Here is a 14,315-nt window from a genome sequence, read left to right on the forward strand (position 1 = left end):
CTTATTTCTTTTTAAAAATAGGGAGGCTTTTTACATGAAACAAAAATTTTCAGTTGAAGCGTTTTGGAAGAAAGTAAAACATGTTGCAAAGCAAGCAGGGCAGTCGGTCATTTATGCAAGTTTATTACTGTTTTACGTTTTGCAAAGACCCGATGTTCCAAAACGAGTGAAAATTATTGTAATTGGAGCACTTGCTTATTTTATTGCACCGATTGATGCGATTCCAGATTTCATTGCTGGAATTGGCTATACGGATGATTTAGGGGCGTTAACGGCCGCACTAATACAGGTGTCGTTATACGTCAATGAAGATGTGAAAGATAAGGCACGAGTGAAGTTGGCAGAATGGTTTGGTTCGGATATAGACACAACATTTATCGATCAGAAATTAGGTCAATAGGTGAAATCTGTCATGAGGTGACAGGACGAACGTAAGCGAGGAAGTGCATTATGCCATCAGGAAGAACGCATACGAAAATAAACTTAATATCCCTTCCGGTTGTTTTGTTTTTGCTCTTTTCGTATGGATTAACAAATTTTGATTTTTTATTAACTTTTGCAATTGGTTTTTTAGTAGGTACTTCATTTTTAACACCAGATTTAGATACGTACAGTAATGCTTATAACAAATGGGGTTTCTTACGTATATTTTGGTATCCTTATAAGAAAGTAATGCCACATCGATCTTTCTTTACGCATACGATTATACTTGGTGATGTGATTCGTATTGCGTACATGTTAATTGTCTTTTCTCCATTTTTATTACTATTAAATGTAATCGCATTGGATGGTAATTTAATAGAAATTGCGCAGAAACATGAGGTTGAAATTGTAACATTCTTAATGGGAATTGTTGTGGCAAGTACGCTCCACATTATAGCGGATAAAGTGAATACACGCCGAAAGAAAATGATGAGAAAAAAGAAGAAACGCAGAAGATAAAGTGAACGAATTAGGAAAAGGGCCCCTTGCAATTTGCAAGGGGCCCTTTTTAAACAAACATTTGTTTAAAATTAAGCTTTCAGCACTTTAATTCCTTTTACAATGTTCCAGATGAAGTAGTATAAGCTGATGATTCCGCAAATAGCTAAGACAATCATTGATCCAATTCCAAGTGTTACATCTGGTTGATCAGATCCAAGACCCATAATTCCTAAAATAGTTACGCCAATGAATGTAGCGATACTTGGAATGATGTGTGTCCATAGAGCACGTTTTGCATGTGGTTTTGTTTCAGCGTCTCCTACAATCCAAACGATAATAGGGAATAAGATAGGGGCAAATAGTACACTAAAGTATGATAACGCAGCTAATATTTTATTTCCGTTCATATATATCACCTCATAAATAATTTCTGTTGTTATACTATTATTATGCAATGATTTTGGCAAACTTCCTATCGATGAACATTACAAGAACGTGACGATTTTGTAAGATTTTCTATTAAATAATAAAATTTTCAAAAAAATCTTTTTTAATAGAAATTGTTATGGTACAGTATAAATGAAAGTTGTTGAAAGCGTTTTCTTAAACGTTTTTTTATTTTAGACTTAAAGGTATGATGACCTGATAGTCTATTGATGAGGTTATTCTATTTAAAAGGGGATTCTTTAGGGGGAGAGAACAATGAACACATGGACACAAGTTTATGATCCATTCGGAAACATTTGGATTTCGGCAGCGGTAGCACTTATTCCGATTATCTTTTTTTTCTTAGCTTTAGCAGTTTTCCGCATGAAAGGGTATGTGGCAGGATTTATTACAGTTGTACTTACAGTTTTAGTAGCGTTATTCGCTTATAAAATGCCGTTCACGATGGCAATGGCAGCGACCGGATATGGTTTCTTATACGGATTATGGCCAATTGCTTGGATTATCATTATGTCGGTATTTTTATATAAAATTTCTGTGAAAACAGGTCAATTCGATGTGATTCGTGCATCGGTATTATCGATTACGAACGATCATCGTCTACTCGTTATTTTAATTGGATTTTCATTTGGAGCATTTTTAGAAGGAGCGGCAGGATTTGGGGCACCAGTAGCGATTACAGCAGCACTTCTTGCGGGGCTTGGGTTAAATCCTTTATACGCAGCAGGTCTTTGTTTGATTGCAAATACTGCACCAGTGGCGTTCGGAGCGATGGGAATTCCGATTACAGTTGCTGGACAAGTAACAGGTATTGATCCACATAAAATTGGACAAATGGCTGGGCATCAATTACCGTTCCTATCATTATTTGTGCCATTCTTTATCGTATTTTTAATGGATGGATTTAAGGGGATACGACAAACGTGGCCTGCGTTACTTGTAGCGGGTAGTTCATTTGCAATTACGCAGTTCATTACAGCGACATTTTTAGGACCAGAACTTCCGGATATTACATCGGCACTTGTAAGTTTAATTAGTTTAGCGCTGTTCTTAAAAGTTTGGCAGCCGAAAGAAATTTATCAATCTGGGCAAGCAAATAGTGAAGTAGCAGCAACAACGACAGCGGCATCGATGCCGAAATTAACGTTTGGAAAAGTAGTGAAGGCATGGTCCCCATTTATCGTATTAACGGTTATGGTAGTCATTTGGAGCCAAAGTTTCTTTAAGGCATTATTCACTCCAGGAGGGGCTTTAGAAAGTCTTGTATTTAAGTTTGAAATTCCAGGTCTGCATAATCTAGTAATGAAAGCAGAGCCAATTGTAAATAAACCAACGCCTTACGAGGCAATTTTGAAGTTTGATGTATTATCGGCAACCGGAACAGCGATTTTAATTGCGTGTATCATTTCCATGTTTATTTTGAAAATGAATGTAAAAGATGCAGTAGTGACATTTAAAGAAACGTTAAGCGAATTAAAAATGCCAATTCTATCTATCGGATTCGTACTAGGGTTTGCATTTATCGCAAACTATTCTGGTCTATCTTCCACGTTAGCGTTAGCATTAGCCGGAACTGGCGGCCTATTCCCGTTCTTCTCACCATTCTTAGGCTGGATTGGCGTATTCCTAACAGGGTCTGATACGTCTGCGAATGCACTGTTCTCAAATTTACAAGCCATTACAGCGCAGCAAGTCGGCGTATCTGAAGTGCTTCTCGTTGCAGCAAATACAACAGGCGGTGTAACAGGTAAAATGATTTCCCCACAGTCGATTGCGATCGCTTGTGCAGCGGTTGGTCTTGCTGGAAAAGAATCGGATTTGTTCCGTTTTACAGTGAAGCATAGCTTATTCTTCGTAATTATTGTTGGTATTATGACGTATGTGCAGGCGTATTATTTAACGTGGATGATTCCGTAAAGAGCAAAAGAAATAAGCTTTGAATTTTTCAGATTATGGTGTATGATGGGAAAGTATTGAAAATTAAATCAGTGATAAACTAGGGGTGCCTAACGTATGCGTAGGCTGAGAGAGAAGCGCGTGAACTTCTTAACCCTTTGGACCTGATCTGGCTCGTACCAGCGTAGGGAAGTTAACGGCTTTACATAATGATGTCTTTTATGAGCCAGGTCCTTATTTTTTTATGGACCTGGCTCTTTTTATTTTGGCATACGCTGGCCATATCTCGTCCTTGTCACGTACAGGGGGGCAAAAAAAATTATGAAACAATCTGTTTCAGCTGAGCAAATTGAATTGAAATCGAGTTTACCAGGGAGTAAGAAAGTATATGTGGATGGGCCACGAGAAGGCATGAAAGTACCGATGCGTGAGATTGAACAAAGCAAAACGAATGGCGTTCCAAATCCGCCAATTCGTGTGTATGATACGAGCGGCCCTTATACGGATCCTGAGTATAAAGTGGAGTTAGAAAAGGGGATTCCAACGCCGCGCCACTCTTGGATTATGGGGCGTGGTGATGTAGAAGCATACGAAGGGCGTGAAGTGAAACCAGAGGATGACGGTGTGAAAGTGGCTTCGAAACATACACCTGTTTTCCCGCAAATGGATCGCCAGCCACTTAGAGCAAAGCAAGGTGCAAACGTTACGCAAATGCACTATGCACGTAATGGCATTATTACTTCTGAGATGGAATATGTTGCGATTCGTGAAGGGGTAGAGCCGGAGTTTGTTCGTAAGGAAATCGCAGAAGGCCGCGCTATTTTACCAGCGAATATCAATCATCCAGAAGCTGAACCGATGATCATCGGTCGTAACTTCCATGTGAAGGTAAACGCGAATATCGGAAACTCAGCTGTATCTTCTTCGATTGCAGAAGAAGTAGAGAAGATGACGTGGGCTACTCGCTGGGGTGCAGATACGATTATGGATTTATCTACAGGTAAAAATATTCATACGACGCGTGAGTGGATTATTCGTAACGCGCCTGTACCAGTTGGAACTGTACCGATCTATCAAGCGCTGGAAAAAGTAAACGGAATTGCAGAAGATTTAACGTGGGAAGTATATCGTGATACGTTAATTGAGCAGGCGGAGCAAGGCGTTGATTACTTTACAATTCACGCTGGTGTATTGCTTCGTTACATTCCAATCACGGCAAAGCGTACGACAGGTATCGTTTCGCGCGGTGGTTCGATTATGGCGCAGTGGTGTCTATTCCATCATAAAGAAAACTTCCTATATACTCACTTTGAAGAGATTTGTGAAATTATGAAGCAGTACGATGTTTCGTTCTCTCTTGGAGATGGATTACGTCCAGGGTCTATTGCAGATGCAAATGACGAAGCACAGTTTTCTGAGCTTGAAACACTTGGCGAATTAACGAAGATTGCTTGGAAACATGATGTGCAAGTTATGATTGAAGGACCTGGACACGTACCGATGCACTTAATTAAAGAGAATATGGAGAAAGAGCTTGATATTTGTCAGGGCGCGCCGTTTTACACACTTGGGCCGCTAACGACAGATATTGCACCAGGTTATGACCATATTACATCTGCAATTGGAGCTGCTATGATTGGCTGGTTTGGAACAGCGATGCTTTGTTATGTAACGCCGAAAGAACATTTAGGTTTGCCAAACAAAGATGATGTACGCACGGGTGTTATTACGTATAAAATTGCAGCGCATGCGGCTGATCTTGCGAAAGGACATAAAACGGCTCATCAGCGTGATGATGCACTTTCAAAAGCACGCTTCGAATTCCGTTGGCGCGATCAATTTAATTTATCTTTAGATCCTGAACGTGCAATGGAATATCATGATGAAACGTTGCCTGCAGAAGGGGCAAAGACAGCTCACTTCTGTTCAATGTGTGGGCCGAAGTTTTGTAGTATGAGAATTTCGCATGATATTCGTGAGTATGCAAAAGAAAATGATTTAGAAACGACAGAAGCAATTGAAAAAGGAATGAAAGAGAAAGCAGAAGAATTTAAAGAAGCTGGTAGTCATTTATATCAATAACATGTTACACCTCTTTACTTGATTGATCACACTGTAGTACCTAACTTTATTATAGAAGAAGCCCCATTTGCTAAGACGGTAGCAAATGGGGCTTCTGTTGTTTATAAGGCAAAGAAGAGATGTACCCAGTAGAATAAGAGGAATAGTGTGACGACTGTTGTGAGCGGGATAACGATAAGGGATACACTTAAATAGTCTTTCCATTTTACTTTAATTTTGTTTTGTTTCAGAATATACATCCAAATGAGTGAAGCTAGTGTACCAATTGGTAGTAATAGTGAACCGATGTCACTACCAATGATGTTTGCAAGATAGATTGTTTTTAATGTGACTGGATCTAGTCCCATTTCTGTTAATGTGATTGTACCAATCATAAGGGCAGGATGGTTATTGAAGACGTTAGAGAGGATGGATACAAGTCCGCCCATTGCAAAGCTAGCATAGAGTAGATGCTGATTCACAATTGGCTCGAGCCATTGTACAAGTGCAGCTGTTAATCCTGCGTTGTGGAGTCCGTAAATAATGACGTACATAGAGAAGGCGAAAATTAAAATGTGCCACGGTGTCTTTTTCAAAATGTCGACAGGGTTTGTTCGTAAGTAGTACCATCTCCAAATGAGAAGAACGAGTGAACCAAGTACTGCAACGATTTCAATTGGGATGGATAAGAAGGATGCAACGAATAGAAGACAGCGCATCAGGAAGACGAAACCTAATACTTTTAACATGAATCTTGTCCGTTTTTGTTTCGTATCAACAGAATTATTTCCTTTTAGTGGATGGAAGTTTTTCGTGAAGAAAATTTCTTCAATATCATATGAAGAAACAGGTAATTTTTTCGGAAGTTTTTTCTTCAAAACTGTATACATGAGCCATGACATAAATAATAAGCCTAATGTTGCAGGTACAAACATCATAGCAGTATGCATATAAAGAGTCATATTAACGATATTTAATGCAATTAAGTTTACGATATTACTTACACCAATTGGTGCACTAGATGCAGTAGCGATTAAAGCGCCACTTAATAAATAAGGAATTTGTTGATGTGGTTTTAATTGAAGGTTTTTTAGAAGAAGAATTAAAATGGGAGTTGTAATTAGAATACTACCGTCGTTATTAAATAAAAGAGTCATAAGAAAACATAATAATTGAATATACCAGTATAGACGGCGTCCAGAACCCTTTGCTAGATTTGCTAGTTTCGCTGCGGACCAATGGAAGAAGCCGAAGCTTTCTAATATAACTGCCATGACGATGGTCGCTAATATTGTTATGGAAGCACCGCCAATTTTACTTATAATATCCATGACGTCTGGTTTTGATACAAGTCCAGTAATTATGATGATACCAGCTCCGATTGCTGCTGGCCACGCCTCATTCAAACCTCGAGGCCGCCAAAAGATAACGATCATCGTTAAGAAGAATACAATAATAGTAATCCATATTTCAATGCTCATATTTTGCCTACCTTTCTATTTTCCCTTGAACAGATGTAGCTTGTCTCAAGTTTATATTGGTAGTATATTCAGCAAAAAATAAGAAGAACTAGACGTATAACGAGATGAAGCGAATATGTGTTTTTCAAGCTAAAGGACAAGTGTCACGAATAGTGAAATAACTATTATGAGAGGAGTCTATAAATTATTGGGGCAGTAAAATAGTAAATGAAATTTATATGGGCGATTATGGAGATATATTGGCGCAACTTAAAATATATCAGCGATTATTGAAATATATCGGCGCAACTTAAAATATATCAGCGATTATTGAAATATATCGGCGCAACTTAAAATATATCAGCGATTATGGAGATATATCGGCGCAACTCAAAATATATCAGCGATTTTTAAAATATATCGACTTATCGACAAAACATGACAAAAGGAGTCTATTCCAAAATGCCTTTTGGGACAGACTCCAAGACTATATTATTTTTCCTTCAAAAAAGTACGATCCTTCAAGAATAAATTCCAGAAGAAAATAAATCCTGGTAATAAAATTGCAATCCCAATTGCGTATAGAATGAGCAGTGCATAGAACGTTTCTGTCGTTGTGAAGCTTGTAAATACAGTTACGTCAGGATAAATAATATACGGTAAATGCGCGACGCCGTAAGCGTAGCTTGCAAATGCATATTGAGCGACGACAGCTAAAACGGCAATGCGAGGGTATCCTAGTGTATTGTATTTTTTGTTTGTCCACCAAAGGGACGAGTATCCGATAACGAATAAAACAATAGAAACTGTAAACCACGGGAATTGCTTTATTAATCCTTGCATAAGCCAATGTGTTTCTGGGTCCATTACAACGAGGGCGATGATTGCTGTAACGAGCGTTGCAGGACCAAGAATGATAGCATTTCTTCTATAAATTCTATACGTATCTTCTGAACTTTGTTCTCTCGCAAAATCAGCAAGAAAGAGAGAGGAGAGAAATAGTTCAGACGTTAGTCCGAAAAGCATATAACAGTAGATAACCGGGCTAGAAAGAAGTTTTCCATACAGGAGTACTTCTTTTCCTTCAGACATTGTAATATAGGCTCCCTCTGTAACGGGTAAAACGGTAATTAATAGTGCTGGAATTAAGAGACCAGTAATACCTGAAATAACCCGAAGAAGGTATTGATATTTTGGCAAGGAGTAAGCAAATACCATAAACGTACTACGTACTGCAACGAGCACTAAAATTAACATAACTGGTACGAACATTACTGTCGCAAGAGTAAAGGCCGCTTTCGGAAAGAAGCCGAGAAATGCGACAACGACGAAGACGAGAAACGTATTTGTTACCTCCCAAGTTGGTGATAAGTACCGATTCGCAAGTTTAGCAGCGAGCGTCGGATGTTTTGCGTATACCATGCCCCAAAAACCAGCTCCAAAATCAATGGACCCTAGTATACTGTATACGAAAATAAGGGCCCATAAGATGATGATTGCAATACTTTCCTCATGCATGAGAATCGCCTCCTTGATGTTGTAAATCATTCTTTAATGGATGTCTTCTAAAGAATGTCCGTAGAACAATGACTGTTAAAATAGCGAGTCCAATATATAAAATGATGAACAAAACAAATAAAGGACCGACGAAATCGGCGCGTGTAGATGCATCGACGGTACGTTGCATACCATAAATTGTCCATGGTTGACGACCGCTACAACTGAAAATCCATCCGAATTCAATACCGAGCATCATAATTGGTCCGCATGCGGCAGCCCCCCAAAGTAGCCACTTTGGCAGTTCTGTTCCCTTTTTTCGGTAAACGAAGTACCAATATAAGAGCGCAATTGCTGCAACTGCAAAGGTAAACGCAGCGGTGCCGACCATTAAGTTGAATAGTGTATGTGTATAAAATGGTGGCCATGTTTCTTGGGGAAATTCCTTTAGACCTTTTACGACAGTGCTAGGGTCTAGTCCCACTAATAAGCTAAGCATGTTGGGAATTTCAAGTGCATAGTTTAGTTCAAGTGTATTGGGATCCACAACTCCGCCAATGGATAGCGGTGCGTGTGATGTCGTTTCAAATAAAGCTTCAGCAGATGCAAGTTTTTCAGGTGAGTGTTTATGTAAGGCGATCGCTGATTCATGTCCTGAAAGCCACATCGTAGCGCCTGTAATAAATGTAACGACAAGCCCTAATAGCAGCCCTTTTTTATGATAAGCAATTTCACGTGTACTTAAATTTTTCTTCAATAATTTAAATCCAGCGATAGAAGCAATGACAGCCGCACCAGTTGCATAAGCCGTAATAACGACATGGAATGCACTTGTACCAAAACTCGGATTAAAGAAAGCTTTCCAAGGATCAACGTTAAAAACAGATCCATCTGGATTCATTGAAAAGCCTGCTGGTGTATTCATCCATGTATTTGCTGATGTAATAAGCACGGCGGATGCCGTGGCACCAAGCATGACGAAAAATAGCGATATTAATCTCATAAATGGAGGAAGTTTATCGGCTGCATATACGTAAATCGACATGAATAAAGCCTCCAAAAAGAAGGCGAAAATCTCAATTTGGAAGGGAACAGAAATAACTTGCCCAACAATTTTGGCGAAACCAGGCCAAAGAAGTGAGATTTGCACACCAACGATTGTTCCAGTTGGAATTGCTACACCGAGAAGAATAGCAAACGCCTTTGTCCATCTTTTCGCCATAATGGCATAGTCGGAGTCTTTCTTCCAGTGATAGAGTATTTCGCTTATAAAAATCATCAATGAAAGTCCGACCCCAAGTGTTGCAAAGATAATGTGGAATGCTAATGAAGAACCGAAAAATGCTCTTGCTAATGTTACCGTATCCATATGTAAACTCCTCTTCTTTTTTGCCATTATTTTCTGATTGAATTGGAAGATTTATTCAAAAAAACTACCAAAAATATATATGTATTTAAAAAGTGAATATGATAATATAATGTTGTAATATTTTGAATAGAAAGAAATAAATAGTTGGTCATGTTTTGTTTGTTTTTTGCTCAGGAATCTTTTATAATCTTTTATGCGAACATAAGTTCTGTTTTTAGAATGAAGAAGTTTATGTGAAATGGAGAGGGTGTTTTATGTATCCTGAAGTCATTAAAAAGATGGCATTTTCAAAAGAGCATAGAGATTTATTATTGAAGCTATATAATAAAGAAATTACACGTCGTGAATATGATCGACTTGTACAATCGCTATATAAACCTTCTAAAGAGGTTTGCGAGGGATAGAAATGGGGGGAGACAATCTAATAGATTGTCTTTTTTAAATTTATGTATGTTCTGATAAAATTAAGGTTAGCCTTACTAGGGAGGTGAAAAGATTGCGGAAACGTTTATATATAGGGATTGGAGTTATCTTCTTAATCGCTTTAGGTGGAATTGTATTTTGGTCAGCTTTACAAGGAAACCGTACAGAAAATTTTATTTTAAGACATATGGTGAATGACAATGGAACACTTGCCACGTATCGTTTAGTAGATACTAAGGCAGGTACGGGTGAAGCTAAGGGACGTGAAGCTTTATCAGAATCGGCGGGATTATGGTTACAGTATACACTTGATAAAGATGATCAGGCGTTATTTGATGAGCAAGTACAGGTTATTCAAGATAATTTCATATATAAGAATCATATCGTTTTATGGAAACTCTCTGAAAAGGGAGAGAGACAGTCAGCTACAAATGCACTTATAGATGATCTTCGTATTATAGAACAATTATATCGTGCTTATGAAATGTATAAGGAAGAGCGTTATAAAAACCTTGCCGATCAATTAAGTGATGCTGTACTTCGTTATAATAAAAAAGATAATTATTATGTTGATTATTATGATGCAGATACAGGGAAACAAAATAATTTTGTAACAACATCATACATAAATCCGCGTGCATTCTCCTATATGAAGAAGTACGGCAAAGTTTCTGCTCAGCAATATCAGGAAGTCGTTCAATTTTTAGCAGATTATCCAAGGCATGGCTGGGCATTCCCAAAAGAGTATAAAGAAGATGGTACATTTACGTACGATAAAGAAGTGAATCTTATTGACCAATCATACGTTGCATATCATCGAAGTTTAGGTGGTCTTTCATCAGCTGCTTATTTGGAATTTATAAAAAAGAAGTTCCAGGAGGATGGAAAGCTATACGGTCGTTACAATTTAGAAACGGGAAAACAAACTGTGAATTATGAATCGCCGGCCGCGTATGGACTAACGATTTTGTACGTACTACAAACAGGTGATACAAAGTTTGCGAAGGAATTGTATGATCATATGGCCACATTCCGAAATGACAACGTATTTAGTAGATATTACGGTGGATATGTAACAGGTGAAAATAATAATACGCATATTTTTGATAACGTACTACCACTTTTAGCTGAAATGGAATTAAAAAAGAGTGAACAATAAAAGGTGCCACCATATGAGGGTGGCACCTTTTATTTGTTCATATAATTTTACGTCCTAATATTAGAGAAGTAGTCAATCACGAATTCACGGAATTGCTGAGCTGTTTTTGATAAGTAGCGTTTTTTTGACCAACTTAATCCGATGGTTCGCTGACAAGTGGGTTCAATAATACGCAACTTGCTCGATGCTAAAGTAGAGTTTTTTAATAAAGTTAAACTTGGAACAAAAGCGATGCCGAGACCTTGCTTAATGAGGTCGCTAATCACGGTCGGTTCATCGACTTCAAAAGCAATATGTGGAGTGAAACCAGCTTCTTTACAAAATTCATCCGTTAAGTGCCGAAATCCATAGCCAGTGTTCATACTAATAAACGGTTCGTCCTTTACTTCATGCAGGTGGATATTTTCTCGGCCTGATAAACGATGGCCTGAAGGGACGACTAAGAAAATTTCTTCTGTAATAAGTGGTTCCCAAACAATTTCTTCCCCTTCAATTGGCACAGAGGAGATACAAAAGTCAATTTCTATATTATCTAGTTGTCGTTTCATAGAAGGAGTGGATGCAAGAAATTGTTGGAACCGAACGTTAGGATGTTCTAGTAAAAAAGAGCCAAGTAGTTCTGGTAATATTCTCGGAATAGAAACGGCTAGTGTAATAGAGCTTTGTTGTAATTCGGCTAAATCTTTAATTTCTCGTTCCCCTTCGCTTAATTCATGAAAAATACGTTCTACTCGTTTTAAAAATACTTTTCCGAAAGAATTTAAAGTAATCTGTCGGCCTTGGCGATCAAATAAAGGGACGCCTAAATCCTTTTCGAGTCTAGCTATTGTTTTGCTGAGTGAAGGTTGTGCGATATGCAATTCTTCAGCTGCCTTTGTCATATGTTCTAGTCGTGCCACTGTCTGAAAGTATTTTAACTGGAGCAGTTCCATTTCGAGTCTCCTTTCTATAGACCAAAAGGAATGAATTAATAATTAAAGATGTATTATACAGTATGGAAAGTGACGTGTATAGTAAATCTGTTAAACCATTCTAATGGTGTTAAATTCGGAGAAGGAGTATGTTTCATGAAGGGAATTCAACTTGTATTTAAAGATTGGAAAGCGATGTGGCACCATAAACATGGACGTATCGCTTTAATTTTTTTATTAATCGTTCCGTTAATTTATTCAGGATTCTTTTTAGCTGGATATTGGGATCCGTACGGAAAATTAGATAAATTACCTGTTGCGGTTGTGAATTTAGATAAAGGTGCTGCGATGGATGAGAAAATAATTCATGCAGGAGACGATTTTGTAAAAAATTTAAAGGAGAATAAAGAACTGGCTTTTCATTTTGTATCAGAAAAAAATGCTGATGAAGGGCTAAAAGAAGATAAGTACTATATGGTTGTTACGATTCCAGAAAATTTCTCTAAAAAGGTAAGTACACTTATGGATGAGAAACCAGAACCAGCACAATTGCAGTACAAAGTAAATCCGGGTAAAAACTTTGTAGCAGCGCAAATTGGAACGACAGCTGTTGAAAATATGAAAACAAAAATCTCAAACAGTATTACGAAATCTTATACAGAAGGTGTCTTTTCAAAGTTTCAAGATTTGGCACAAGGATTGAGTGATGCAAGTAATGGTGCTGAGAAGTTACATGAAGGAACGACCGATGCAAAAAATGGAGCGAATCAGCTTGCGAATGGTATTGATCGTTTAAGTGATGGGACATCGAAATTGAAAGAAGGAAGTGAAAAGCTTGCATCCAGTCAATCTGCTTTAACCGGGGGAGCAAATGAGCTGAGTCAAGGAGCGACATCACTTCATAGTGGTATGGAATTACTAGCACAAGGTGAAAAAACGTTACAATCAGGAATTAGTGAATTAAGTGCTGGTACAAATGAATGGGTGAATGGAAATGAAAAACTTGCTGAAGGGCAAGCGAAAGCGGACAATGCGGCAAATAGTGTAAAACAACAATTAGAAGAGTACGTGAAAAATCATCCAGAAGTGCAGCAAGATCCCGCTTTTCAAAAAATTGTTGCTACGTCTAATGGACTAGCTAAAGCAACAAGTATTTTAAATAATAGCCAACAACAATTAACACAAGGTGCGCAGAAGCTTGCAAATGGTCAGCATAAGGTTGAAGAAGGTATGAATACATTCGGAGTTAAGTTAAATGAAGCTACTGCTGGAACGAAAAAAATAGCAGATGGTGCTACAAATTTAGCTAGTGGATTTACGAAATGGGGAGCTGGATTTACATCATTACAAGAAGGTGTAAATCAACTTGCGAGTGGCGGAACAGAGCTGAATCATGGTGCTGATCAGTTAACGAACGGACTTGTTAAACTTGATGATGGTGCGAAAGAACTTTCTAGGAAATTAGGAGAGGGCGCAGAGAAGATAGCGGATATTCGTAATGATGATGCACGCAATACGATGTTCTCAGAGCCAGTTCAGTTAGTGAAGTCAACAGTTTCTGACGTTCCTAACTACGGTTCAGGCATTGCGCCATATTTCTTATCGCTTGCATTTTATGTTGGCGGAATTATGGCATCGAATATTTTACCGCTTGGCCGCAGACAAAATATGAAAGTAAGCGGAACGGTACATTTTATTAATAAACTAGGATTGGTATATTTAATTGGACTTATTCAAGCGCTACTCGTAGATGTAGTTGTGCTAGGTGTTATGAAATTAGAAGTCGCAAGTGTGCCACTCTTTGTTTTATCAAGTATTGTTATTTCCTTTACGTTCATGACATTTATTCTTATGCTAGTAACAGTATTTGGTCTGGTTGGAAAGTTCTTAGCGGTAACCCTTCTTGTCCTGCAATTAGCGACGAGCGGAGGTACTTTCCCAGGAGAATTAAATATAGCTGTTCTTAGTAAAATTGGACAATTTCTCCCAATGTCTCATTCTCTTAGAGGATTACAAGATGTTATCTCTTTAGGAGATTGGTCACAATTACAAATGCAAATTTTAATATTGTTATGTTACCTCGTTGTTGCCGGTGGAATTGCTTGGATCACGAGTCATATACAGCATAGAGAAACGAATGCAGAACAAGTTTCTTAAAATGAAATAAG

12 protein-coding genes and 1 riboswitch are annotated in these 14,315 nt (G+C 38.1%); of the genes, 7 read left to right on the forward strand and 5 right to left on the reverse strand.

The genetic code is table 11. The features are described from left to right. Positions 1 to 34 precede the first annotated feature (34 nt). Together ACTFP3_RS19215 and ACTFP3_RS19220 are read left to right on the forward strand one after the other, a co-directional pair. A complete protein-coding gene (locus ACTFP3_RS19215; RefSeq protein ID WP_000810369.1) occupies positions 35 to 400 on the forward strand; it encodes a YkvA family protein in 366 nt (121 codons plus the stop codon). Positions 401 to 450: 50 nt separating this feature from the next. Further along, entirely contained in the window at positions 451 to 942 is a 492-nt protein-coding gene (locus tag ACTFP3_RS19220; RefSeq protein ID WP_001139061.1) for a metal-binding protein, read from the forward strand. A 71-nt stretch (positions 943 to 1,013) separates the two neighbouring features. On the opposite strand, the gene ACTFP3_RS19225 is transcribed toward ACTFP3_RS19220, so the two are convergent. Next, positions 1,014 to 1,331, reverse strand: a complete 318-nt coding sequence (locus ACTFP3_RS19225) for a DUF4870 domain-containing protein (RefSeq protein WP_001014099.1) — start codon at positions 1,329 to 1,331, stop codon at positions 1,014 to 1,016. Positions 1,332 to 1,626: 295 nt separating this feature from the next. Here ACTFP3_RS19225 and lldP point away from each other — a divergent pair, with 295 nt between their 5' ends. Next, positions 1,627 to 3,288, forward strand: a complete 1,662-nt coding sequence (gene lldP, locus ACTFP3_RS19230; RefSeq protein ID WP_086412803.1) for an L-lactate permease — start codon at positions 1,627 to 1,629, stop codon at positions 3,286 to 3,288. A gap of 71 nt (positions 3,289 to 3,359) precedes the next feature. Further along, a riboswitch (TPP riboswitch) is annotated at positions 3,360 to 3,475 on the forward strand. 113 nt (positions 3,476 to 3,588) lie between these two features. After that, complete coding sequence (thiC, locus tag ACTFP3_RS19235) at positions 3,589 to 5,349, forward strand: phosphomethylpyrimidine synthase ThiC (protein WP_088344053.1); 1,761 nt, start codon at positions 3,589 to 3,591, stop codon at positions 5,347 to 5,349. A gap of 101 nt (positions 5,350 to 5,450) precedes the next feature. Here thiC and ACTFP3_RS19240 read toward each other — a convergent pair whose 3' ends face one another. The 3 genes from ACTFP3_RS19240 to cydA form a co-directional block, all read right to left on the reverse strand. Continuing rightward, positions 5,451 to 6,809: an arsenic transporter gene (locus ACTFP3_RS19240; protein WP_000021123.1), complete on the reverse strand. Its 1,359-nt coding sequence runs from the start codon at positions 6,807 to 6,809 to the stop codon at positions 5,451 to 5,453. A 471-nt stretch (positions 6,810 to 7,280) separates the two neighbouring features. Further along, positions 7,281 to 8,306 carry a cytochrome d ubiquinol oxidase subunit II gene (locus tag ACTFP3_RS19245; protein ID WP_000544187.1) on the reverse strand — a complete coding sequence of 342 codons (1,026 nt, stop codon included), beginning with the start codon at positions 8,304 to 8,306 and terminating at the stop codon, positions 7,281 to 7,283. Continuing rightward, entirely contained in the window at positions 8,299 to 9,654 is a 1,356-nt protein-coding gene (gene cydA, locus ACTFP3_RS19250; protein WP_000381978.1) for a cytochrome ubiquinol oxidase subunit I, read from the reverse strand. Before cydA ends, ACTFP3_RS19245 begins: the two co-directional genes overlap by 8 nt. Before the next feature lie 254 nt (positions 9,655 to 9,908). Here cydA and ACTFP3_RS19255 point away from each other — a divergent pair, with 254 nt between their 5' ends. Together ACTFP3_RS19255 and ACTFP3_RS19260 are read left to right on the forward strand one after the other, a co-directional pair. Next, positions 9,909 to 10,058, forward strand: a complete 150-nt coding sequence (locus tag ACTFP3_RS19255; protein ID WP_000283179.1) for a hypothetical protein — start codon at positions 9,909 to 9,911, stop codon at positions 10,056 to 10,058. 92 nt (positions 10,059 to 10,150) lie between these two features. Continuing rightward, on the forward strand, positions 10,151 to 11,236 hold the full coding sequence (locus ACTFP3_RS19260) for a transcriptional regulator (RefSeq protein WP_326035776.1): 1,086 nt from the start codon (positions 10,151 to 10,153) through the stop codon (positions 11,234 to 11,236). 47 nt (positions 11,237 to 11,283) lie between these two features. Here the strand turns inward: ACTFP3_RS19260 and ACTFP3_RS19265 are convergent, their stop codons facing one another. Continuing rightward, positions 11,284 to 12,168, reverse strand: a complete 885-nt coding sequence (locus tag ACTFP3_RS19265) for a LysR family transcriptional regulator (protein ID WP_000421926.1) — start codon at positions 12,166 to 12,168, stop codon at positions 11,284 to 11,286. Positions 12,169 to 12,303: 135 nt separating this feature from the next. Here ACTFP3_RS19265 and ACTFP3_RS19270 point away from each other — a divergent pair, with 135 nt between their 5' ends. Next, entirely contained in the window at positions 12,304 to 14,304 is a 2,001-nt protein-coding gene (locus tag ACTFP3_RS19270) for a YhgE/Pip domain-containing protein (RefSeq protein WP_326035778.1), read from the forward strand. Positions 14,305 to 14,315 lie beyond the last annotated feature (11 nt).

This window comes from Bacillus cereus group sp. MYBK5-2 (genome assembly GCF_051915685.1).
Lineage (GTDB): Bacteria > Bacillota > Bacilli > Bacillales > Bacillaceae_G > Bacillus_A > Bacillus_A cereus.